General features: G+C 63.6%; 16 protein-coding genes. 11 read left to right on the top strand and 5 right to left on the bottom strand.

The features are described 5' to 3' along the window. Window positions 1–1,857 (bottom strand): endopeptidase La (gene lon, locus VGH98_07685; protein ID HEY2375842.1); only part of this gene is annotated, 1,857 nt, incomplete at its 3' end. A 245-nt stretch (window positions 1,858–2,102) separates the two neighbouring features. On the opposite strand from lon, the gene ffh reads away from it, so the two are divergent. From ffh to VGH98_07635, 10 genes are all read left to right on the top strand, one after another. Beyond that, window positions 2,103–3,443 carry a signal recognition particle protein gene (gene ffh / locus VGH98_07680; protein HEY2375841.1) on the top strand — a complete coding sequence of 447 codons (1,341 nt, stop codon included), beginning with the start codon at window positions 2,103–2,105 and terminating at the stop codon, window positions 3,441–3,443. A gap of 158 nt (window positions 3,444–3,601) precedes the next feature. Beyond that, window positions 3,602–3,934 carry a 30S ribosomal protein S16 gene (rpsP, locus tag VGH98_07675; GenBank protein ID HEY2375840.1) on the top strand — a complete coding sequence of 111 codons (333 nt, stop codon included), beginning with the start codon at window positions 3,602–3,604 and terminating at the stop codon, window positions 3,932–3,934. Between the two features lie 13 nt (window positions 3,935–3,947). Next, on the top strand, window positions 3,948–4,505 hold the full coding sequence (gene rimM / locus VGH98_07670; GenBank protein HEY2375839.1) for a ribosome maturation factor RimM: 558 nt from the start codon (window positions 3,948–3,950) through the stop codon (window positions 4,503–4,505). 24 nt (window positions 4,506–4,529) lie between these two features. Then, window positions 4,530–5,225 (top strand): tRNA (guanosine(37)-N1)-methyltransferase TrmD, encoded by a 696-nt coding sequence (gene trmD, locus VGH98_07665; GenBank protein ID HEY2375838.1) that lies wholly within the window; start codon window positions 4,530–4,532, stop codon window positions 5,223–5,225. 113 nt (window positions 5,226–5,338) lie between these two features. Continuing rightward, on the top strand, window positions 5,339–5,719 hold the full coding sequence (gene rplS / locus VGH98_07660) for a 50S ribosomal protein L19 (GenBank protein HEY2375837.1): 381 nt from the start codon (window positions 5,339–5,341) through the stop codon (window positions 5,717–5,719). A gap of 11 nt (window positions 5,720–5,730) precedes the next feature. Further along, on the top strand, window positions 5,731–6,528 hold the full coding sequence (locus VGH98_07655) for a ribonuclease HII (protein ID HEY2375836.1): 798 nt from the start codon (window positions 5,731–5,733) through the stop codon (window positions 6,526–6,528). Window positions 6,529–6,713: 185 nt separating this feature from the next. Continuing rightward, window positions 6,714–9,980 (top strand): SusC/RagA family TonB-linked outer membrane protein, encoded by a 3,267-nt coding sequence (locus tag VGH98_07650; protein ID HEY2375835.1) that lies wholly within the window; start codon window positions 6,714–6,716, stop codon window positions 9,978–9,980. A gap of 18 nt (window positions 9,981–9,998) precedes the next feature. Then, window positions 9,999–11,339, top strand: coding sequence for a SusD/RagB family nutrient-binding outer membrane lipoprotein (locus VGH98_07645; GenBank protein HEY2375834.1), 1,341 nt, complete (start codon window positions 9,999–10,001; stop codon window positions 11,337–11,339). Window positions 11,340–11,457: 118 nt separating this feature from the next. Beyond that, on the top strand, window positions 11,458–12,291 hold the full coding sequence (locus VGH98_07640) for an SDR family oxidoreductase (protein ID HEY2375833.1): 834 nt from the start codon (window positions 11,458–11,460) through the stop codon (window positions 12,289–12,291). 154 nt (window positions 12,292–12,445) lie between these two features. Then, on the top strand, window positions 12,446–13,147 hold the full coding sequence (locus VGH98_07635) for a hypothetical protein (protein ID HEY2375832.1): 702 nt from the start codon (window positions 12,446–12,448) through the stop codon (window positions 13,145–13,147). Window positions 13,148–13,247: 100 nt separating this feature from the next. On the opposite strand, the gene VGH98_07630 is transcribed toward VGH98_07635, so the two are convergent. The 3 genes from VGH98_07630 to VGH98_07620 form a co-directional block, all read right to left on the bottom strand. Beyond that, window positions 13,248–14,756 (bottom strand): SusD/RagB family nutrient-binding outer membrane lipoprotein, encoded by a 1,509-nt coding sequence (locus VGH98_07630; GenBank protein HEY2375831.1) that lies wholly within the window; start codon window positions 14,754–14,756, stop codon window positions 13,248–13,250. 28 nt (window positions 14,757–14,784) lie between these two features. Next, complete coding sequence (locus VGH98_07625; GenBank protein ID HEY2375830.1) at window positions 14,785–18,039, bottom strand: SusC/RagA family TonB-linked outer membrane protein; 3,255 nt, start codon at window positions 18,037–18,039, stop codon at window positions 14,785–14,787. Window positions 18,040–18,381: 342 nt separating this feature from the next. Then, window positions 18,382–19,371, bottom strand: coding sequence for a M23 family metallopeptidase (locus VGH98_07620; GenBank protein HEY2375829.1), 990 nt, complete (start codon window positions 19,369–19,371; stop codon window positions 18,382–18,384). An 83-nt stretch (window positions 19,372–19,454) separates the two neighbouring features. On the opposite strand from VGH98_07620, the gene VGH98_07615 reads away from it, so the two are divergent. Further along, window positions 19,455–21,710 (top strand): hypothetical protein, encoded by a 2,256-nt coding sequence (locus VGH98_07615; GenBank protein ID HEY2375828.1) that lies wholly within the window; start codon window positions 19,455–19,457, stop codon window positions 21,708–21,710. Here the strand turns inward: VGH98_07615 and VGH98_07610 are convergent. Then, on the bottom strand, window positions 21,641–22,252 hold the full coding sequence (locus VGH98_07610; protein HEY2375827.1) for a YetF domain-containing protein: 612 nt from the start codon (window positions 22,250–22,252) through the stop codon (window positions 21,641–21,643). The two genes, VGH98_07615 and VGH98_07610, sit on opposite strands and share 70 nt — an antisense overlap. Between the last annotated feature and the right edge of the window lie 113 nt (window positions 22,253–22,365).

The raw sequence follows: 22,365 nt of genomic DNA, 5'->3' as shown, positions 1-22,365 counted from the left end.
GGTCGACGTCCAGGCCAGGCCTGTGACCACACCCACCTCGGGAGTCTTCTCCGCCTCTTCGGCGGCGTAGCGCGGAACGCCCAGGACCTCTTCGACTTTCTCGACGTCGATGATCCATGCACCTTCTTCACCCTCGGCTTTGGCCCGCGCGCGTTTGCGCATGATCGCGGCGAGGTTGCGCTCGAAGTTGCGGAGTCCGGCCTCGCGCGAATAGCGGTTCGAGATGAACGAGAGCGATTCGTCGGTGAACTGCAGATCCTTGTCGCTGATCCCGTGTTCCTCGAGCAGGCGCGGCAGGAGATAGCGCCACGCGATCTCGACTTTCTCCTCGACCGTGTAGCCGGCGATCTTGATGATCTCCATGCGGTCGCGGAGCGGCGCCGGGATGTCGAACAGGTTGTTCGCCGTGCAGATGAACAACGTCGACGAAAGGTCAAACGGAAGATTGAGGTAGTGATCGACGAACCCGTTGTTCTGCGACGGATCCAATACCTCGAGCATCGCCGCGGTCGGATCGCCGCTCGGCCCGCCCCCCGACATCTTGTCGATCTCGTCGATCATGAGGATCGGGTCGCGCGTCTGGACGCGGCGAAGCGCCTGAAGGATGAGCCCCGGCATCGCCCCGACATACGTTCGGCGATGTCCACGAATCTCCGCCTCGTCGCGCACGCCGCCAACGGAAATGCGGTAGAACTCACGCCCGATCGCCTTGCCGATCGCCGCGCCTAACGAAGTCTTCCCGGTGCCCGGCGGACCGACGAAGCAGAGAATTGGCCCGTGCGGATCGCCGCCGCGGAGCTTGCGCACGGCGAGATACTCGATGATGCGCTCCTTCGCTTCGTCCAGCCCGTAATGGCCCGCATCGAGCTCCGCCTGCACTTTCTTGAGATCGATGTCGGTGTCGCCCGAGCGCTTGTTCCACGGCAGCGCCAGCACCCAATCGAGATACGTGCGCACCACCTGATACTCGCTCGACGCGGGAGACAGCATGCGCATGCGCTCCGTTTCGCGACGCGCTTCCTGCCCCACTTTCTCCGGCAATCCGGCTTCGTCGATCTTCTTGAGAATCTCGATCGCTTCCTTCTCGCCAGGATCTGTCTCGCCGAGCTCCGCTTGAATCGCGCGCAGCTGCTGGCGGAGATAGAACTCACGCTGATGCTGCTCGATCTTGACTTCGGTTTGACGCTTCACGTCCTCCATCACACGTGCACGAGCAACCTCCCGTTCGAGTCGGGAAAGGATAAAACGGAGGCGCTGGCCGACGTCGAGTCTCTGTAGAACTTCGTCCTTGTCGGCGATACGAAAGTTCATATTCGTCGCCGCGAGGTCAGCGAAGCGGCCCGGATCGCTGACGTTCATCTTCAGGATCGCCGGCACCTCGTCTGGAATTCGATCAACCAGTTCCGCCAGTGTCTCAGCCGACGTCACGATGCGCGCGACGAGGTCATCGACCTCCGTCGCGTCGGCAGGCGTTTCCTTCGCCGGCCGAACCGTTGCGATCGGATATGGCTCCGTGCGCTCGATCTCCTCGACGGAGATGCGACGCAGTCCTTGCAGTGTGATCTGCACCGTGTCGCCGGGCAGATTGATGCGCTCGTGCACGCGCGCCGCAACACCGATGCGCCCGATGAATTTCTGCGCGTCGATTGGCTCGTCGTGGTCGCCGCTCGCGACGACGAGCGCAACGATCAAGCCTGGCTCGTCGTGTGCTCGTAGCAGCGCAAGATTCTCCGGTGCCCCCATCTGCACCGCGATGGTGCCCAGCGGGTACACGATGGTAGAGCGAAGCGCCATCAACGGTAGCGCAGGCGGCAGTTCGGATTTCAGGATCTCTTCCTTACGCTGGACTTTGGCCATGGGGAGGAAGGTAACGTGGGTCGGCGAGCCGCTGACAGTCAGTGTGCACCAAAGGGCAGCGCGTCGCGCAGGCGCTGCATTGCTAGGACGCGCGAGCACACCATCACGTCAAGCGAGCGCGTCGGCATGCAACACAAAACGCAGAATGCAGCGAGTGAGCTGTGGACCTTCGTACACCATGCTGCACCCCCTGGGCTCCACACTTTGCTTGTCCTAACCCGCGTTCTCCCTTACGTTTCTGGGCTATGTTTGATGAGCTGAGCGAAAAACTCGAAGCCACCTTCGCGCGTCTTCGTGGACGGGGCATCCTCAACGAAGCCGACATCAAGGAAGGACTGCGCGAAGTTCGCCGCGTCCTGCTCGAGGCCGATGTCAACTTTCAACTCACGCGTGAATTTCTCGAGCGGGTCGAGAAGAGGGCGGTCGGCGTTGCTCAGCTTCGCACCGTGTCGCCCGCGCAGCAGCTCGTCAAAATCGTCTACGATGAGCTCACCACCATGCTCGGCGAGCGGCGAGAGCCGCTCAAGCTGAGTAGCGTTCCTCCGACCATCGTTATGATGGTTGGACTCCAAGGTTCCGGAAAGACGACGACCGCGGCAAAGCTGGCGCGCAAGCTCAAAGCCGAAGGCAAAGCGACGCGGCTCGTCGCCGCTGATGTTTATCGACCGGCGGCCATCGATCAGCTCGAGACGCTCGGAACGCAGCTCGATGTGCCCGTGTACGCCGACCGCTCGACGAGCGATGTCGTGCGCATTGCGAAGTCGGGAATCGACGCCGCGAAGCGCGCCCGCGATCGCGTCGTCATCGTGGACACCGCCGGACGTTTGCAGATCGACGATGAGATGATGACCGAGCTCGATCATCTGAAGCATGCGATTCATCCCGACGAGATTCTGTTCGTCGCGGACGGAATGACCGGGCAGGACGCGGTTCGCATCGCGCAGGGCTTCGATCAGCGACTTCACGTTACCGGCGTCATCCTCACGAAGATGGACGGCGACGCACGCGGTGGTGCCGCGCTTTCGATTTACGGCGTCACGAAGAAGCCGATCAAATACGTCGGCGTCGGCGAAAAGCCCGACGCGCTCGAGGAATTTCATCCTGAGCGCATGGCCGGCCGCATTCTGCAGCAGGGCGACGTCGTCAGTCTCGTTGAAAAGGCGCAGGAAGCCTTCGACGCCGATGAAGCGCGGCGGCTCGAGAAGAAGGTCAAGAAGGAAGGCATGGACCTGAATGATTTTCTCACGGCCATGCGTCAGATCGAGAAGCTCGGGCCGCTCGAGGGGCTGCTCAAAATGTTGCCGGGCGTGAATACGAAGGTGCTCAAGCAGGTCAAAGCGGCCGATCCAAAGCGCATGAAGCACGTCGAAGCGATCGTGCTCTCGATGACGCCGGCCGAGCGTAAGAGTCCGGGCGTCATGAACGGCTCGCGCCGCGCGCGCGTCGCGCGGGGATCCGGCCGCCCCGTGAGCGAGGTCAATCGCCTGCTCGAGCAGTTCCGCGAGATGCAGAAGATGATGAAGAAAGCTGCCGCGGCGCAGGCCGGTGGCGGTAAGTTCCGGCCGAACATGTTTGGCATGAGATGACGGCAGGGAGAGAGGAGCGGGAGCGCGCGCGGGCGCGCGCAACTTCAAATAGGATTCGCCGCGAGCGCAGCGAGCGGTAACGGGTGCGGCTGGGAAATTCTCAGCGCGCGATGAGCCCGGTGCGGTACAACACACTTTGATCGAGGAGCACTACGACCATGGCTGTTCGCATTCGTCTTCGTCGCACGGGGCGCAAGAGGGCCCCGATGTTCCGTATCGTTGTCGCCGACTCGCGCAGCCCGCGCGATGGACGCTTCATCGAGATCGTTGGCCAGTACGCTCCCCGCCAAGGTGAGAACGCGGTCAATCTTCGCACCGAGCGCGTGAACTACTGGCTCGACAACGGTGCGCTGCCCACCGACACCGTACGGTCGCTGTTGCGACGCGCAGGCATTCTGAAGGAGCGCCACGAGCAGCGCATCGGTCGCACCCTCAAGACGCACGCCGTGCCGGTGAGCGAGCAGGAGGCGTCCGAGGGCGGCGCTGCCTAACGGGACAGCTCGCATGAGCGCTCCCGCCCGACCCGACGGCAGCGAGGATTTCATCATTGTCGGGCGGGTGCGCAACGCACACGGCATCCGCGGCGAGCTCGTGGTCGAGCCGATAACCGATGCCCCGGCTGCCGTCTTCGCCCCGGGCCGTCGCGTGCTTGCGGGCACCGTTCGCGGCGACGTCGCTCCCGGCGTGCACGAGTTGCACATCGAGAAGAGCTCGCGGTTCAAGGATGGCCTGATCGTGGCCTTCCGCGAGATCATCGATCGCACCAGCGCGGAGCAGTGGCGCAATCGTTTCTTTCTCCTCCCGCGCGCCGAAGTTGCCGCGCTCGACGAGGGCGAAGTGTACGTGCATGACCTGCCTGGCATGCAGGTGCAACTCGCGTCGGGTGATCCGGTCGGTGAGGTTGTCGATGTGTACGAGTTGCCGCAGGGCCTCGCGATCGACGTGCGGCGCGCGGGGCGTGGTGACACCGTACTGTTGCTATACGAACAGTCGGTGCTTTCCGTCGATCGCGACGCGAAGGTGGTGACGGTGACGATTCCCGACGGTTTGCTCGATGAGTGAGTTGTCAAGGATGACAGGCCAGTCGTGCTCCGCATCCGTATAGTCACGATCTTCCCCGAATTTTTCGCGGCGCCGCTCGCGCTGTCGATTCCGGCGCGCGCGGCAGCGGCGCGAAGCGTGACATACGAAGTCGTCGATCTGCGCGACTACACCCACGATCGCCATCGCACCGTCGACGACTATCCGTACGGTGGCGGGCCAGGGATGGTGATGAAGCCGGATCCATTCTTCGAGGCCGTGGACGCGCTCGGCGCCGGGCCACCCATCGCGCTGCTCTCTCCACGCGGTCGCCGCTTCGTGCAGGCCGACGCGATTCGCTACGCGGCAGGCGCCGAGCTCACTCTGCTCTGCGGCCACTATAAGGATGTCGATCAGCGTGTGGCCGATCATCTGGCGACCGAGGAAATCTCCCTCGGTGACTTCGTGCTCAGCGGCGGCGAGCCGGCTGCGCTCGCGATCGTCGACGCGACGGTCCGTTTACTCGCGGGCGCGATGTCAGACCACGAGAGTGCATATGGCGATTCATTCTTCGATCGCGAGCTCAGCGCGCCGAGCTACACGCGTCCGCCGGTCTATCGAGGGCACTCCGTACCCGAGGTGCTGCTCTCGGGCGACCATAAGCGAATCGCCGAGTGGCGCGACCAGGAAGCGACGCGTCTCACAGAGGGCCGACAGGGCTCGGGAGCGAAGCGCGTCGGGCTTCCGAACAGGGGCGAATGATCGCGGCCCACGCGACGCAAGCCCTTACGTGCTCTACCGATCGCCCATTCAGCGGGTTAGCTTATCCGGTCTCACCAGAACGGCTTTAGCCGGGCCTCAGCCCTGAGCGTCATATGCATGCTTTCATCGAAACCCAGAAAGAGTGGCTCCGCGAGATTCCGCCCTTCCGCGCCGGTGACACACTCCGCGTCAACGTTCGTGTCAAGGAAGGTGAAAAGGAGCGCATTCAGGCGTTCGAGGGTGTCTGCATAGCACGCCGTGGAAGTGGTGTGAGCGAGACGTTCACGGTGCGAAAGATCTCGAACGGTGTCGGTGTCGAGCGCATCTTCCCGGTGCACAGCCCGATGCTCGCCGAGATCACCGTTGTGCGTCGCGGCCGCGTGCGTCGCGCAAAGCTCTACTACCTCCGCCACCTCACTGGGAAAGCAACGCGCATCAAGGAGAAGAAGGTTCGCGTTGCGGTGCCCGAGACGGGCACGCCCACCACGGAGTAAGCGAGCGCGCCGTGTCGCGCGCCGATGAATCGGCCGCGCGCGATCGCACGCTCTCTCCGTCGGCGCGTCGCGATCGTTGGAGCACGATCGAGCGCGATCTGCGCCGGACGGTCGGGCCTTTAATCGCCGGAATCGACGAAGTGGGGCGGGGGCCGCTCGCGGGCCCTGTCGTCGCGTGCGCCGTAATCATGCCGCCTGACGAGCGCGTCATTCGCGGCATCGATGACTCGAAGCAACTCACCGCCGAGGCGCGCGCGCGCCTCTCCGAGAAAATTCGCTCGCGCGCGCTCACGATCGGCGTCGGTGCGGCGTCGGTCCGCGAGATCGATCGGCTCAACATCTTCCACGCTGCCGTACTGGCGATGCGTCGTGCACTCGGCCGTCTCACGATGCGCCCGGATCACGTCATTGTCGACGGTCGAGCGATCCGCTCACTCGGGACGCCGCACACGGCGGTCATCGACGGTGACGCGTGCTGCTACAGCATCGCGTGTGCTTCGATCATCGCGAAGGTGACGCGCGATCGGGTGATGCACGCGCTCGCGGTGCGCTATCCCAACTACCGCTGGGAGCGCAATGTCGGGTACTCGACCGCGGCGCACTTCGCCGGCATGAATGCGTACGGCGTGACACCGCATCATCGGCGTTCATTCCTGCCGGTGAGCCAGCTCGGGTTTGCATTCGATGTCCCGGCCGGCGACGCCGATGCGATCCTCTCCGACACGGGCGAGCTGCCGAGCCTAACGAGCGAATCGCTCGAGGCGGACGCGGCCGCACCGTCGCCGAGCCCGCTGACACCAGGTCCCTGACGCGTCTGTCAGTGTTGTGACCCGGACTGTCCCGGTGACGAATTCCGGTGCGCCGGAGTTTGAGTGTTCACAATGTCGCGCTGCGTTCCGTCGGTAGTCGACGGACGTTGCGTATTCGTGAAACACGACTGGGGCGGGCTGGGGAGGGGGGAGTAGCGCCGCCGCACACAGGCGGAGGCACACGCATGTTACTCCCTCGGGTTCCTATGCTCGCGCTCGTGATCGGCGCGGCGGCACTGCCGCGCGCGCTCGCGGCGCAAGCAACGACGATCACCGGCCGCGTCACGACCCAAGCAGGCGCCGGCCTCGCCGACGCAACGGTCTCCATCCCCGCGCTCAGCGTCGGCGCACGCACGCTCGATCAGGGGACGTACCGCTTCACCGTGCCCGCGACAACCGTCGCCGGTCAGACCGTGTCGCTGGTCGCGCGCCGCGTCGGCTATACGCCGATGACGGTTCGGATCACGCTGGTGCAGGGCACGATGACGCAAGACTTCACGCTCGCCGAGAGTCCGTTGCAACTCGGTGAAGTCGTCGTCACCGGCGCCGGCACATCGCAAACGCGCGAGCGCCTCGGCAACGTCATCAACACGGTTGATAGTTCACTCATTCTCCGTGCGGCGACACCGCAGAACGTCGTCAGTGCACTCGCGGCGACGGCGCCGAACGTTCGCGTGCGGACGCAGGCCGGCGATCCCGGTTCCTCTGCGTACATCATCATTCGCGGCGCGACGTCGGTTACGGGGACGAATCAACCGCTGTTCGTCGTCGACAACATACCAATCGACAACAGCACGATCTCGACGAATGGCGGCGACGGCAGCACGGTGACGCAGAACCGCGCCGCGGACATCAACCCGAACGACATCGCCGACATCCAGATCCTCAAGGGCGCCGCGGCGTCCGCGATCTATGGCGCGCGCGCGGCCAACGGCGTCATTCTCATCACGACCAAGCGCGGAGAGAATGGACCGACGCGCTATACCTACTCGACGACCGAGACCTTCGACAAGATCGATCGCACCATGCCGCTCCAGACGGACTGGGGGCAGGGGAGCGATAGCGTCTCTGGCAAGTGCTCGACGCCGGACTGCAACGCCACTTCACTGTCCTTCGGTCCATTCCTCGGGGGCGGTGCGTCCGTGTTCAACCACGGCCAGGAAATTTTCCAGACCGGCCTCACGGCGGACAACAACCTGAGCATCTCGGGCGGCAACACACGTACGACCTTCTTTCTCTCCGGTGGCGAGACGGGTCAGCAGGGTGTGATGAAGGGAGGAAACAATCGCTACGACCGCACCACGTTCCGCCTCAAGGCCACGCACCAGCTGCTCAACGCGCTCACGTTAGGCGGCAACTTCTCGTTCTATGATACTCGTGGCGACTACGTGCAGAAGGGATCGAACGTCGATGGTCTCCTGCTTGGTGCTCTTCGTACACCGCCGGATTTCAACAATCTGCCCTATTTGGATCCGGTCTCGGGTCTGCAGCGCTCCTATCGCTTTCCCGATCCAACGCCCGCGAGCCTTCGCACCGGACGCGGCTACGACAATCCGTTCTTTGTGCTCGCTGACAACGGCAACAAGAGCGAGCTCGGACGATTTATCGGCAACATCAGCGCCGATTACGTCGCCAGCGATTGGTTGAGCTTTAACTACACTCTCGGCGCCGATTATTACGATGACTCGCGCGTCGAGGCGTTGCCGCTCACGTCGTCGGGCGAGCCAAATGGCGACGTGTCACGCTTCAACATCAACAACCTTCAGATCGATCACAACCTGACGGCGACGCTCGCGCACGACTTCGGGACAAACGTCGACGCGAAGCTCACCCTCGGTCAGAACCTGAACTCCCGGCGCTATCGCGACGTGTTCGTGTTCGGCGATCAGCTCATCGCGCCGACGCCCTTCGCGCTGCAGAACACCGTCAGCTACACGCCGAGCGAGACGCGCTCGCTGCGGCACATCGAAGCGTATTTCGCGCAGGGGGAGCTTGGCTTCTACGATCAGCTGTTCCTCACGGCGGGGCTTCGCGACGACGGCTTCTCGACTTTCGGTGAGTCGAAGCGCACCGCGCTCTACCCGAAGGTGGATATCTCCTGGCTCTTCACGCGATTCCTTGGCAATGCGACGGAATCGGGTCTCTTGAGCTCTGGAAAACTGCGCGCGGCATATGGTGAGACGGGTGCCGAGCCGCCCGTCTACGCGACGATCACCGCGCTGTCGTCAACGGCGCTCTTCGGCAGCGGATTTGGCGATGCCATCGGCGTCAAACAGAGCGGGCAAGGCGGTCTCGTGACTGGCGGCTCGCTTGGCAACGACAACTTGCGACCTGAACGCGATCGCGAAGCCGAGGTCGGAACCGATTTGAGCTTCTTCAATCAGCGATCGGACCTGAGTTTCACATACTACAATCGCCGTTCGACCGACGTCATTCTTTCGATACCGATCAACGCCTCGCAGAGTGGCGCGACGTCGCAGCTCGCGAACGCAGCGACCGTCTCGAACAAGGGCGAAGAGCTCTCGTTCAACATGCGGCCGATCAGCAACAAGTCGAGCGAGTGGTCGATTGGTCTCCAGTGGGCGCGCAATCAGGGACGCGTCGTATCGCTCGCGCAGGGTGTCGAATTCATCCCGTATAACAACGAAGGCTTCACGGGCTCGATCGGCTCGTCGACCGTGGGCTATGCGCCCGGTGTCATTCGCGGCTTGGACTTCGCGCGATGCGGCTTCGGCGAGCAGATCGACATCGATGGCAGCGGCAGCGTGCAGAGCATTGACGCGCTCTGCGGGCCCAACGCGAAGAAGGGCGCGCTCTTTCTGAATAATGTCGGCGGCCGTGGACTTCCCGTCGTCGATCCCGATGAAACGGTGATCGCCGATCCGAGTCCGAAATGGACAGGCGCGATCAATTCGTCGTTCCGCTTCGGGCGCTGGGAGCTCTCGACATTGTTCGACATTCGCCACGGCGGCCAGATGTGGGACGGCACGCGCTCGGCCCTCTATCGTTTCGGCACGCACAAAGACACGGACATTCGCTCGCAGGTCGGGACCTTCGGTCAGAACTGGGAGACGAGGGTCTACCCGAATGTCGCCGGCCCCGGCGCTGGGATGCCGGCGTTCCGTAACGAGGCCGAGTGGCAGGACTGGTTCACAACCGAGGGCGGCTCCGCGAGCGACGCACAGGCGCAGTTCGTCGAGGATGCCGGCTTCGTGAAATGGCGTGAGCTGGCTCTGAGCTACCGGCTCGATCAGCCCACGATCGTCGGAAAGTTCGGCATCAGCAGCGCATTGATTCGGATCGCCGGCCGAAATCTGCAGACCTGGAGCAAGTACACTGGTCTCGATCCCGAGTCGAGCCTCGGCGGCGGTGAATTCCTCACGCAGGGCATCGATTACTTCAATAACCCGCTCACGCGGTCTTTCGTTATCTCAATGACGCTCAACCGCTGAGGCGAGAGGACGATAAATATGAAGATCATAAACTCATCGGTCCGCTGCACTGCAGCGCTGCTGTTGCTCGTCGCGGTGGGCGCGTGTGGTGACTTTCTTACCGGTGGCGAGCTGAGTACGGATCCCAATCGGCCCACACAGGCAACGAGCACTCAGCTCTTCATCGGCGTCCAGAGCAACATCTGGTCGGAGCTCGAGAGTGATCCAGCGCGCATCACGTCGATGTGGGCGCAACAGTTCACGGGCACGAATTTCCAGTACGTGAACATCTACGACTACGGCGTCAGCGAGCAGACGACGAATGGTTTCCACGCTTCGCTTTACGGCGGCGGTGGCCTCGTCGACATCCGGAAGCTCGAGGCGCAATCCGCGGTCAATAGCGACTCGCTCTTTCTCGGTATCGCGCAGGATCAGGAGGCGCTCTTGATGGGCACAGGCGCGGACCTGTTCGGAGATCTCGTGTACTCCCAGGCCCTCAAGGGCACGCCGAATCCGCCGCTTGATCCGCAGCTTTCCGTCTATGACACGGTACAAGCGGTGCTCGCGCGTGCGCTGGTGAATCTGGCCGCCACCGGTCCGACGAACTTCGGACCAGGCCCCGCGGATCTCTCCTATGGCGGTAACGCGTCACAGTGGATCAAGCTCGCCCACACGCTCAAAGCGCGCTTCTACCTCCACACCGCCGAGGTCCGGCCTGGCGCGTATGCCCAAGCGCTGACCGAAGCGCCGCTAGGCATTACAGACCCCGCCGACAATTTCGTTGCGGTCTTCTCCGGCAACTCGAACGAACAGAACTTCTGGTACCAGTTCGATTTCGTGGACCGAGCCGGCTATCTCACGCCGAACGCAGATTTCGTGGCGTTGTTGAAGTCGCGAAGCGACCCACGTCTCTCGAATTACTTCAATTCGACGCAGTCGGACATCTCGGATGTGCGGCTTGCGCCGGACTTCACCCAGCCGCTCGTCACCGCCAATGAGGATTTACTCATCTGGTCGGAGGCGGCCTACCGCACCGGCGATCAGGCGACGGCCCTTGCGAAGCTCAACGCGGAGCGGGCGTTGGCCGGCTTGCCCTCAGAGGCGCCAGCGGGCCAGGCCCTCTTGGCGGAAATCCTCACCGAAAAATACATCGCCGACTTCGAGACGATCGAGGCGTGGAACGACTACAAGCGCACCTGCTCGCCGAATCTCGTCCCGGTGGTCGCTGGGAAGAAGATTCCCGCTCGCTTCTTGTACGATGCCAGCGAGCGACAAACCGACAGCAGCATCCCGTTGCCGACGCAGCAGCCCACGCGCAACGCGAACGATCCGGCGAACGCCGTTTCAGACGCCACCGGCGCTGCGTGTCTGGGGCAGTAGCGTGATTGTTGGTGGTCGGTGATTGGTGATTGGTGATTGGTGAGTTCGAGGCACCAACCACCAATCACCAACCGCCCACCTATCACCCACCGGCTGTGTCGCGCTAGTTTCGGCCGGCATGGAACAGCAATCCGTGTTTCGGCCGGGACTCTTCGATGGTCAGGTCGCGCTCATCACCGGCGGCGCGACCGGCATCGGCTTCGGCATCGCCGAGCTTCTCGGCGCGCTCGGCGCCCACGTCGTACTGGCGAGCCGCAACCAAGAACATCTCGACAAGGCTGGCACATCGCTCCAGAAGAACGGCGCGCGCGTCAGCACGACTGTCGTCGATGTCCGCGAGCCCGAGCGTGTGAAGGCAATGATCGAGGAGGTGAAGGGCAGCGTGGGCCGCATCGATCTCCTCGTGAACAACGCCGCGGGAAATTTCTATGCGCCGTCGGCGTCGCTGTCGGCGAATGCATGGAAGTCCGTCATCGAGATCGATCTCAACGGGACGTTTTTCTGTTCGCAGGCGGTGTTTCCCATAATGAAAGAGCAAGGCGGCGGGCGCATCGTGAGCATCTCGATGACGCTGCATTACCGTGGCTGGCCTCTCATGGCGCACGCGACGGCGGCGAAGGCCGGGATCGATGCGCTGACAAGGACGCTGGCGCTCGAGTGGGCTCGTCATGGCATTCGCGTGAACGCGGTCGCACCCGGCCCGATTCCGACTGAGGGCGTTCGCAAGGCCTTCACACCGCCGAGTAGCGGTGACGCCCCGGACCTCTTCGCCGTGGAGCGCGCGATGGACGATTACGCGAAGAAATCCATCCCCCTGCGCCGATGGGGAATGCCGGCCGACATCGCGAGCGCGGTCGCTTTTCTCGCGTCCCCCGCGGGTGACTGGATTACCGGCTCGATCTTCGTCGTGGACGGCGGCGAGTGGCTGGCCCGAGGCCAGGGAATGGGTTGACGGGATCTCGCGGCGCCTTACGCGGATTCCTCTCGCAGGGCGCGGATCGTGCACCGCCGTGTTGCCAGGACCCGCGTCCGCATTAGCTTGCCGTAGCGCGCCCCCCGACAGCGCCGCGCCACAAGGTTTCGAGTCCCACATCGTGAGGCATGTCATGCGTCTGGCCCTTCGCGTCTCGATCGCGGTCCCGATAGCCTTACTCTGCGTCAGCGGTCGCGCTCTTGCGCAGGACTCGATCAACTATGTGCGGCCGAGCTGCGCCGGCAATAATATGCTCGTGCGCACGGCCGTCGGTGGCACGTTAGGCGCCTGGCTCGGTTTCGTCGCGGCGAAGATCAAAATGAGTGATTGGACCGACGCGTCGCGCGGAGCGGCTGCGAACCGCTCGCGTAACACGGCGACGATTGCCGGTGCCCTGGTCGGTGCAACGCTGGCCAACGTGCTCTTTCGCTCGCACGCGTGCGGATCCGAGGTTCCACAAGTCGCCGAGGCAGTGGCTCCTCCATCGACAGCTCGCCGACCGATCACGGTTGAAGAGATCGAGCGTTCCGGCGTCAACGGCAGCGTCTACGACTTGGTCAGGACGCTGCGACGCAATTGGCTGAACTTCCGCGGCTTCGACACGTTATCGGAGGGACCAGGGAGTGCGGCAACAGTCGTTTCTGAAGAGCCGAATCTTGTCGTCTATCTCGATAACGCCCGCCTTGGGTCGACCACCCAGCTGTACAACCTGCCCGTCGCCGGCGTAATCGGCGTTCGGTACTTCGACGCAGCGGAAGCGACCTACAGGTGGGGCGCGGGTCACACGCACGGTGCGATTCAGGTTCTCACGGTCATCGACCCAGCACAACGTTGAGCGCTCTCGACTGAGCGGCGCTGGCGAAAACGCAAACGAGGCAGAAGGGAGTGGCTCCCTCCTGCCTCGTTGCTATTCAGCAACTACTCACCAGCGATGCTTACGGATCGATCCAGAGGCGCTTGTTCAACGCGTCGCTGCCACCCTGCGCGGCGATCGCTGCCTGAAGGTTCGTATTGTTGAACGACTGCTCCGTCTGCGGATAGATGATGCGCCGCGGAATCTGCTTGTCGGACGTTCGGGCGGTCGGCACGGGCGTGAGGTTCGGGAAGCCGGTCCGGCGCCACTCGCTCCACGCCTCGAAGCCCTGCGTGAACAGCGCGATCCACTTCTGCAGGCCGATCTGCGCCAGACCCGCCGCGCCAGGCGTGTACGTGATCCGTGGCTGCGCGAGATAGGCTGCGATATTCGACGCGCTCACGCCCCACTGCTGCATCGAGGCCGTGATGCCATCGGTGTAGAACTGCGCCGCACTGCCTGAGATCCAGCCACGCTCGGCTGCTTCCGCCTTGATGAAGGAGTACTCGGCGTACGTCATGAAGTACGAAGGTTGATCGGCGGCGATGACCTGGAGTCCGATTTTTGACGCTTTCGGCCCCCAGACACCCGCGTCGCCCGCCTCGAGGCCGTTGGGCTGGCCGCGATAACCACCAGCGGCCACCGGCGTGCAGAGCGGTATGCTCGCGCCGGCGTTGATGCAGCTCGGATCCTGCACCGGCCGCGCGAACACGGACAGGCGCGGATCATTCAGGCTCTTGAGCGTGTCGATGAACGTGCTGCTCATGCGTGTGTCGTCGCGCGTGCCCTGGCCGTCCTTCTCGGTATCCCACCACGGATTGTTGTTCGTGCCGTCGCCGGGCCAGCTGATCTGCGCGTTGTCCGAGTTGTCCGCGAAGCCGCCGGCCGCGATCGCTGCCGCGACTTCCGTCTTCGCTCGGTTCGCGTCGACCTTGGACAGGTTCATACCGAGCCGCGCACGAAGCGAATTCGCGAACTTCTGCCACTTCGTCATATCGCCGCCGTACACCGGATCCTGCCCCTCGAAAGTGATTCCGGCGCTCGGGCCCATCATGGCATTCGCGTCGGCGAGGTTCTTCAGGAGCGAATCGTAGACCACCTGCTGCTTGTCATAGACCGGTGCGATCGCGCCCTTGTCGCCTTGCGCCGCCTGACTGAACGGAATGTCGCCCCAGAACCCCGTCATCGTCGAGAAATTGAACGCGCGCAGGACGAGGATCGGGCCAATTTGGTTCGGGTGGCTCGCGGCGATGGTTTGACGCAGCGCTTGCTGCAAGTCCTCGATGGGACCGATGTAGTAAGCACTAAACCATCCGTCCGCCGTCGTCGGACGGAACTGATAGTAGCTGATCTCAGGATACTGATACTCTGCAGCGTATTGTGGCCAGTGCACGAAGGCACTCGGTGTGATTTCGATCGTTCCCCGAGCGAGCCGAAGTGACGACACGGCTGCCGTTGGAAAGAGCAGCGATGCCGAGACCTGCTCAGGCGCGTTCGGATTCTTGTTGACGTTCGTCAACTTGTCGTTGTTGCAGGCACCCAAAGTGAGCGCGAGCCCGCACAACGCGATAGATCGTGTATGCCAAATCATCTTGGTATCGTCCTCGTGTGTGTGCTGGTTAGGGCGTGACAGCCAGTTGGAACCCGATGCTGCGCGCCGTCGGCATCTGGCCCATCTCGATGCCTTGCAGGTTGGTAGAGCTGAATGCCGTCTCCGGATCGATGTTCGGCACCTTCGTGCCCCAAAGCGCGAGGTTGCGACCGATGAGCGAAAAGCGCGCGTTCTGGAGCCTGGTGCGACCGAGGAGACGCTGCGGGAGCTGAAACGCGACGCGAGCCTCACGCAGCTTCACGAAGTTCGCCTTGTAGATCCACGGCTCCTGGATCGGATACAAGGAGTGGTAGTACTCCTCTGCCCGCACATGCACCGTGTTCGCCTGACCCGTCGCTTGGTCGATTCCCTTGATGAGCAAACCTGTATCGGGGCGGAACTCCGTGCTCTTCAATATGCCGGCGTAGTTGCCCCACATGTTGCCGGTGCTGTAGATGTTGCCGCCGACTCGCGTATCGATCAGGAAGCCGAAATCGATGCCACGGTAGTGGAACGTGTTGTCGATGCCGCCCGTCCAATCCGGCGTGTAGGTGCCGAGCACGCGCTTCTGGCTCGATGGCTCCGCTTGCGGGAGTCCGTTATTGAGCAACAGCTCACCAGTCGCCGGGTCACGCTGGAACCCAACGCCGAACATCGCGCCGTATGGGTAGCCCTTGCGTGCCTCGACGGAGAGCGACCAGTGCGTCGGTCCGAGGGCGACGGTCTGCAGGTTGCCATACAACGCATCGACGCGGCTCCTGTTGCGGCCATAGTTCACTGTCACGTCCCAGCCGAATCCACCGGGCCTGTCCGAACGGATCGGGGCGACGGTCAGCTGCGCCTCGGTGCCACGATTCGAAATCACGCCCGCGTTGACGAGCGCCGTGTTGTACCCCGATGCCTTCGAGACCTCGGCGCTCAAGATCTGGTTCGAGGTCCGTTTGGTGTAGTAGGTGAAGTCCAACCCGACCCGATTGTCGAGCCACTGCATCTCCGTGCCCGCTTCCCACGCTTCCGTATTCTCGGGCTTGAGGATCGGATTCAACAACGCGTCAGGCGTCGTGAAGCGCGAGATGCTGCCGAATTGCGAGAGCGCGGAGTAGGTGACGGCGAGCTGGTATGGATCCGCGTCGTTGCCGACACGCGACCAGCCGCCGCGGACCTTTCCGTAATTCAGCTTGCCACCGAGGCTGAGGAAGGGCAGCGCCTGGGTGAAGATGTAGCTACCCGACACCGAGGGATAGAAGTACGAGTTTGCTCCCTTCGGCAGGGTCGAGCTCCAGTCGTTACGCCCGGTGACGTTCACGAATGCCCAATCGTGATACGCAAACTCCGCCTGGCCGTACAGCGAGTTGATCTGCTTCTGCGTCTGCGTCTCGGTCGGGCTCACCTGCTTTGCCGAGTTGCCAATGTTATAAATTCCCGGGATCACCAGCTGGTCCGTGCCGAAGCCATTGGCGCGGTAGTTGTTGACGCGGCGATTGCCACCCAGGTTCACCGTCAGTCCGAGATCGCTGAACAGGTTGCGCGTCGCGGTGACGAGGATATCCGAGTTCGTCTCTTGCGAGAAGCGCGTCGCTTCCTGGAAGCCACCCTTCGAGTAATCGCCATCGAAGCCACCGCCGATCCAGCCCGCGGCGAATTGATAAGTATTGAAATTCCGGTAGAAGTCCGTTCCCGTGCGACCCGTCGCTCGCAACCAGGGCGTGAACCGGTACGTAGCCGACGCGACTCCCATGATGCGGTCGCGCTGGTCACGGTTGTGGTTCATGTTCTGCGTCCACCACGGGCTGTTGTGGTAGCTGTAGTTCCAGCTGATCTGATCGCCATTGGGGTCGACGTAGTCGTGCTTCAAGGCCGCCATGTCGACCTGCCGGCCGAACCAGACGAAATCCATCATCGGGTTGGATTCGTCGTAGCCGGTGCCCGGGCGATTGTTGCCCTGGTTTTGGATGTACTGAATGTTGGCGTCGGCGCTGAGCTTCTCCGAGATGCGCGCACCCGCGTTAAGGGCCGCCGTTGTCCGCGCCAGCACATTGTTCGGTACCATGCCGTCGACGTCCTGCCGCGTGAGCGACAGGCGGAAGTTCGCGCGGTCGTTCGATCCCTGCGCCGACGCGTTCGTCGTGATCGTCTTCCCGTTCTGGAAGAAGCTCGAGACGTTGTTCGGATGCGCAACCCAGGGCCGCACCTCGGCCCCCATCGGCGTCGTGTAGCTGAACTGCGAGCGCGGCGTGCCGTCGAGCCGTGGTCCCCAGCTCTCGTCGACACCGTCGTTGACGCCGGTGTAGTTGCCATCGACATACGAGAACCCACACGTAGCGTAGTCGAAGTTCGCCGGCACGGCACCCTTCTCGAAGTGGCTCTGTCCTTTGTTCCAGGTGTCGCAGATGTCGCCCTGGAAGCCCTGACCCCACGTGTTCTGATACTGGGGCAGCTTGAGGGGACTGTCGTAGGTCATGTTCGTGCTCGCGGCGACGTTGAAGCCGCCCGCGCCACGGCCACTCTTCGTTGTTATGACAATGGCGCCGTTCGCCGCGCGCGCGCCATACAGCGCCGCCGCGTTGGGCCCCTTGAGAACCGAAATCGTCGCGATGTCGTCGGGGTTCAGGTCCTGGGCCGTGTTGCCCATGTCGAAGCCGCCGTAGCCGCGCTGCTCCGTGCTAGACGCGAAGTTCGAGTTGTCGATCGGAATGCCGTCGACGATGAAGAGCGGCTGATTGTTGCCGCCGATCGACGTCGCACCGCGAATCACGACCCGCGAGGAACCGCCCTCCGTCGACGCGCTCGTCACGTTGATGCCGGCGATCTTGCCGGAAAGCGAGGCGATGAGATTCGTCGTCCGGACGTTCTGCGTCAGCGCCGTCGAATCGATCGTCTGTTGCGAGACGCCGAGCGCCTTCTTCTCCATCTCGATGCCGAGCGCCGTTACGACGACGCCAGTGAGTTGCGTCGGTGCCACCGCAAGCTTGAAATCCTGAGTGTTCGCGCCGGCGGCGAGCGTGAGCTGGATGGTGCGCGGCTGGTAGCCGATGCGGCGCGCGACGACGGTCACCGTCTGTCCCGTGCGTCCGGCCGACACGATAAACGTGTAACGACCGTCGGCATTCGTGTAGGACCCCACGCTGAGTGAGGGAACACTGACACTCGCTCCCTGGAGCGGTACGTCGGTCTCACTCGTTACGCGTCCCGTGATTGTCGTGCCTTGCTGAGCTCCCGCGATCGCGGGCAAGAGCGCGGCGAGCGCCATGCTGGCAAGGACACCTCTGAGGTGACTCGTCATATCGTGCCGTGACCTCTGGTAAGAATGGACCGCCGCGACGTTCTCCCATCGCCCCGTTGCGGAATGGAGAACGACCGCAGTCGCGTTGTGCACTCGCAAGGCGACGGCGCCGACGCGCGAACGCGACGAGGATCGCGAATCGGCGGGTGGCAGCAAGTGCGTTACGCTTATCGAGCAGTCAGTAAATAGCCCGCGGTCGCGACGGGTGTCAACAGGCCTCGTGAGGCGGCGAAGGGGACTGGCGCCCAACGACACCCAACGACGCCAAACAAGGGCAGCCCTAACATGTGACCAATGGACCCATGCTGGGGTTTAAGCGCCGCGGGATGTTCTGTGGTGTCTTCAGCGCGGTCGATCTGTTCGGCCAGCTTTCGAGGCGACGACTCGCGTCAGCTCGATGAGACCCATCGGGTCGACGGTGTGCTCGCCGTATCGCGCGCTCCAGTGCAAATGTGGGCCGGTCACGCGTCCGGTCGCGCCCACGACACCGATCTCCTGACCGCGCTCCACGGTGTCGCCCACCGCGACCGTCGCTTGCGTCAGGTGAAAATATCCGGTGACGATTCCGCCACCGTGATTCACGTACACGACGTTGCCGGCGAGAAAGAAATTGTCGACGAGCGCGACGACGCCACGGTTCGCCGCCCGTACGGGATCGCCCGGCTGGCCCGCGAAGTCCACACCCCCGTGACTGCTCGTCAGCCGTCCGTTGAACAAGCGGCCGGAGCCGAACGCACTCGTTATCCGCGATGCGCGCGGCCGCATGAATGGCTCCGTCCACAATTCCGGCGTTGCATGCGCACTGCGCCCCACGGCGCGCGCCCTCGCGTTATCCCGTTCGATCCGCGCTTCCGTGAGCGAATCCGGCTTCGCGGTGAACACCTTCGACACCTGTAGGTGACGAGCCCGAGCCGCTCGGACCCCATTCGGCGCCATGTGATGGGGTACCGCGATGACCGTTCTCAACGTGTCGGCGGCACCGGATGTCAGGTGAAGGATGACACGTGCAACAACACTGTCCGACGCTTCGAGCGGAACGGCGCCGAAGGCACGCTCGGTGCCCGAGCTGTCTATATGGAAGTGCAAGGGCTCCCCGGCCATCCATCCTGTTACCGACTGGATAGAATCGCTTCTGGGGTTCGAGCGTCTAAAGGAAAGGAGTACGAGCGAGCCGAGATCTGGTCGCTGCGGCGTGACGCGGAATGTCACGTCATCGGCGACCGAGGCGGCTTGCGAGGATTCCGATCGCGCTTGCGCGCGAACGGAGCTTCCGAAGAAGCCGAGGGCGATGAGCCCGAGGCGAGAGATCGAAGTGAAATGCATTCGCAGCATGGCGTGATCGGATGATAGACGCGCGCGCGCGGTGAGGGAAACGCTCACCAGCAACCCTCGCCGCCGACACGGGTACAGAGCAAATGATGGCCATCCTCGGGAATCATCGCAGATTCTCGCTGTTGCTCACAGCGATTTCGCTGGGCGTCGCCTCGACGTTCGGCTGGCTACGGTCGCGACCCGAGATGAGCGGCGACGCGGCGGCGCATATGCGCCGAGCCGCCCAATACTATGACTCGCTCGTTGTCCTCGAGCGTGCGAAGTCGATGCCGGCCCACGTCGATCCCGGCACCGCCGTCGCCATCGGTTATCTCGAGCAGTTGCGGCTTGGCCTCGGCAGCCCGTTCCGACTCGTAGACTTTGCACTGTCCGATCCGCGGCTCGGCGACTCCACGCAGACCCGTGTTGCCTGGGCAATACTCGCGCGCCTCCGTCGTGGCGACGCGTACATCGTCGACCCGGCGGTCGCCGATGCCTTTGACTCACAAGCGGAAGGCGCCGCACACCTCGCGCTCATTCAACACACGATCGAGTCCGCCGGTGACCCACGCGCGGGTGAGTTGACCGTACGGCTTGCCTACGCGCTCGCTGCGGGCGAACAAACCATTGCCGAGCAAAGCGACGTGGTTGCTGCTCAGGTCGCAGCGCTCATGCGGGATCGCGATCTCGCGCAGGCCGACTTACGCGATCTCCTGCACACAGCCGACCTGCAACATCTCGATCCACTGGCCGAGCTCGTTAGGCGACGCCGCGCGCGTTCACTGCTCGTGGAGCGGCCGGCAGCCGAACCGCTCGACGACCAGCTGCAATCGCATGCACTTGCTGCGGTTCCGAAGCTGCTCGAGTCGATTCGCGCTCTCAGTCGGACTCCGACGGGCTCGAAGCCGAGCACATCGGTGGCCTCTTCGCCGCTCCTTGGAGTCGCGTCGTCATCGCGCCTCGTGGTCGCAGGCACGTCGCAGCCGCCCGAGCCGCCGGTTGCGGTGACGATCCGCACGCACCGGTCTCAGCTATCGAGCGGCGAATTGCCCGCAGGTGTCGAGCGCGCTCGCTCGCAGTTCGCGACCGGTGCCGTGAACGCCGAAACGCTCGCCGGCGAGTATGACATGCTTCTCGCGAGCGGAGACACCGCACGCGGCGCGGGTGCTCTCGCCGTGCTCGCCGCGGCGACGTCGCTTCGCGCGATGGCGCAGGAAGTCCCGTGGTTCCCCGGTGCATCGGCGCCGAGCGTTGCCGACCTCCGCGCCGAGTTCGGCCTTGCCGGCGTGAGCTTCGATCGTGATGTCCGGCGCGAGTGGCAGCCGTACTACCTGCGCATGATCGGGACGAGTATTCGCGACCTGCAGCGCGTGCTCACGGGATTCTCGGTCGCCGGACTTCATATCGCCGTTGCCGCGGGCGGACTCCCCGACACGATCCTCGCCCTGCACGATCCGGCGACGCGGACAATTCGCATGTCGATCTATTCGTCCTCCGGCACGCTCGCGCACGAGCTGGCGCACGACCTCGATTGGCAGGCAGCGCGCAGCCTGTACGCGGGGAGCGGCTATAGCACCGATCGCGCGGTCCGCGAGCAGCGCGGTCCGCTCGCGGCATCGATGCGAGATCTGGCCGCCGCTCGCGTCGTTCGCCGAGGTGCTCCGCCGACCGAAGAGCGACCGGCCGAAGTGTTCGCGCGCAGCGTCGATTGGCTGGTCGCCGTGTCACTCGCGCGCGAGGGCCGGTCCGATGGCTATCTCTCCGCGGTTCAGGACGCGGCGCTCACCGGATATACCACCGTGTCACCCGTCGCGATGATCTTCGGCGCAGCGCGCCCGCTCGTCGACGCTGTCGAGGAGATGACGTATTTGCCCGAGTCGGTTCGCGACGGTTTCCTGGCTCAGTGGGCCGATGCGCGATCGGTCGATCCGTATCTGCTCGTGCGGCACATTCTTTCGGTGCCGCTGCCACGTCGCCGAATCTCGATCAATCCCACGCTCTTCGACGACGATCCGCTGAGCCTAACGAGCGCCGGTCCCGTCATCTGCGCCGACCTCGGAGCGCTCGCGCCGGAGCTCCGCGCGCGCCAGGCGCTGCTCGATATGTCGCTCGACGCGCGCGCGCTTGGCATCGTTCGCGTGCGCGCCCGTTGGTTTACCCTGGACAACCGGCCAGCCTGGGCGAGCAGCATGCTCGGAGCCGCACCGTGGTCGCCCTCCATCGGCGAACTGGTCGTGCGGCGCGTGCGCGCGAGTCTCGTCGGGCAGCTCGACGCCGCGCGCGGCGGCGATCAGCTTCGGTTTGCGGTTCCTTCGATCTTCCGGCCCAGCGCGTCCACCTGCTCCTTGAGCGAACGCTGAATTTCCTCGAGTCGCTCGAGGTGCAACGTCAGATCGTGGTGACGGCGCTCGTCGTCGGTGGGATGCTTCGCGATGAAGGTGAGTGCGCCGCCCGTCTCGAGCCGGCAATGCTTGACGTGGGCGAGGGACTCCAGTCCCTGCCGGCGGGCGGCCGATTCGAGCTCCGCGAGTGTGATCAGCTCACGCTCGAGATGCTTGCGGACGACGTGACCGTCGCGGATCAGGATGTCCGGTCTTCCCTCGATCGCGTCGAGCTTCCCCCACCGAAAGAGCAGGCGAACCAGAACCCCATTCAGCGCCAGCAGTATCGCCGCGCCGAGGATGCCACCAGCGAGTGAGTTGTCTTCACCGATGATGGCATTCTGAACGGTGTTCGAGAGGAGCAGTAGCACCACCAGATCGAAGGGATTCAGTTGAGTGAGTTCTCTCTTTCCGGCCAGGCGGAGGCCCACGAGAAGAAAGACATACACGACGATCGTGCGAATGACCTTCTCGATGACGGGCACGCCTGGGTGAAGCAGATCTGTCCAGATTGTGCTCACGGCTTGGCCAGGTTGAGGTCGATAGGCGATTGACGCGGTTCCCAACTCGGACCGCTGCGCGCGTGTGCTGGTCACGTTGGCCAAAAGAAAAGAGGCGCGCCGCCATTGGGCGG

The sequence above is a fragment of the Gemmatimonadaceae bacterium genome (assembly GCA_036496605.1).
Taxonomy (GTDB): domain Bacteria; phylum Gemmatimonadota; class Gemmatimonadetes; order Gemmatimonadales; family Gemmatimonadaceae; genus AG2.
Note: the sequence above shows the minus strand (reverse complement) of the source record. Positions and strands in the feature narration are given on the sequence as shown.

Excerpts from the sequence above, each read along its gene's own strand:
- ffh (HEY2375841.1), top strand. The coding sequence starts at position 2,103 with ATGTTTGATGAGCTGAGCGAAAAACTCGAAGCCACCTTCGCGCGTCTT.
- rpsP (HEY2375840.1), top strand. The coding sequence starts at position 3,602 with ATGGCTGTTCGCATTCGTCTTCGTCGCACGGGGCGCAAGAGGGCCCCG.
- rimM (HEY2375839.1), top strand. The coding sequence starts at position 3,948 with ATGAGCGCTCCCGCCCGACCCGACGGCAGCGAGGATTTCATCATTGTC.
- rplS (HEY2375837.1), top strand. The coding sequence starts at position 5,339 with ATGCATGCTTTCATCGAAACCCAGAAAGAGTGGCTCCGCGAGATTCCG.
- VGH98_07650 (HEY2375835.1), top strand. The coding sequence starts at position 6,714 with ATGTTACTCCCTCGGGTTCCTATGCTCGCGCTCGTGATCGGCGCGGCG.
- VGH98_07645 (HEY2375834.1), top strand. The coding sequence starts at position 9,999 with ATGAAGATCATAAACTCATCGGTCCGCTGCACTGCAGCGCTGCTGTTG.
- VGH98_07640 (HEY2375833.1), top strand. The coding sequence starts at position 11,458 with ATGGAACAGCAATCCGTGTTTCGGCCGGGACTCTTCGATGGTCAGGTC.
- VGH98_07635 (HEY2375832.1), top strand. The coding sequence starts at position 12,446 with ATGCGTCTGGCCCTTCGCGTCTCGATCGCGGTCCCGATAGCCTTACTC.
- VGH98_07630 (HEY2375831.1), bottom strand. The coding sequence starts at position 14,756 with ATGATTTGGCATACACGATCTATCGCGTTGTGCGGGCTCGCGCTCACT.
- VGH98_07625 (HEY2375830.1), bottom strand. The coding sequence starts at position 18,039 with ATGACGAGTCACCTCAGAGGTGTCCTTGCCAGCATGGCGCTCGCCGCG.
- VGH98_07620 (HEY2375829.1), bottom strand. The coding sequence starts at position 19,371 with ATGCTGCGAATGCATTTCACTTCGATCTCTCGCCTCGGGCTCATCGCC.
- VGH98_07615 (HEY2375828.1), top strand. The coding sequence starts at position 19,455 with ATGATGGCCATCCTCGGGAATCATCGCAGATTCTCGCTGTTGCTCACA.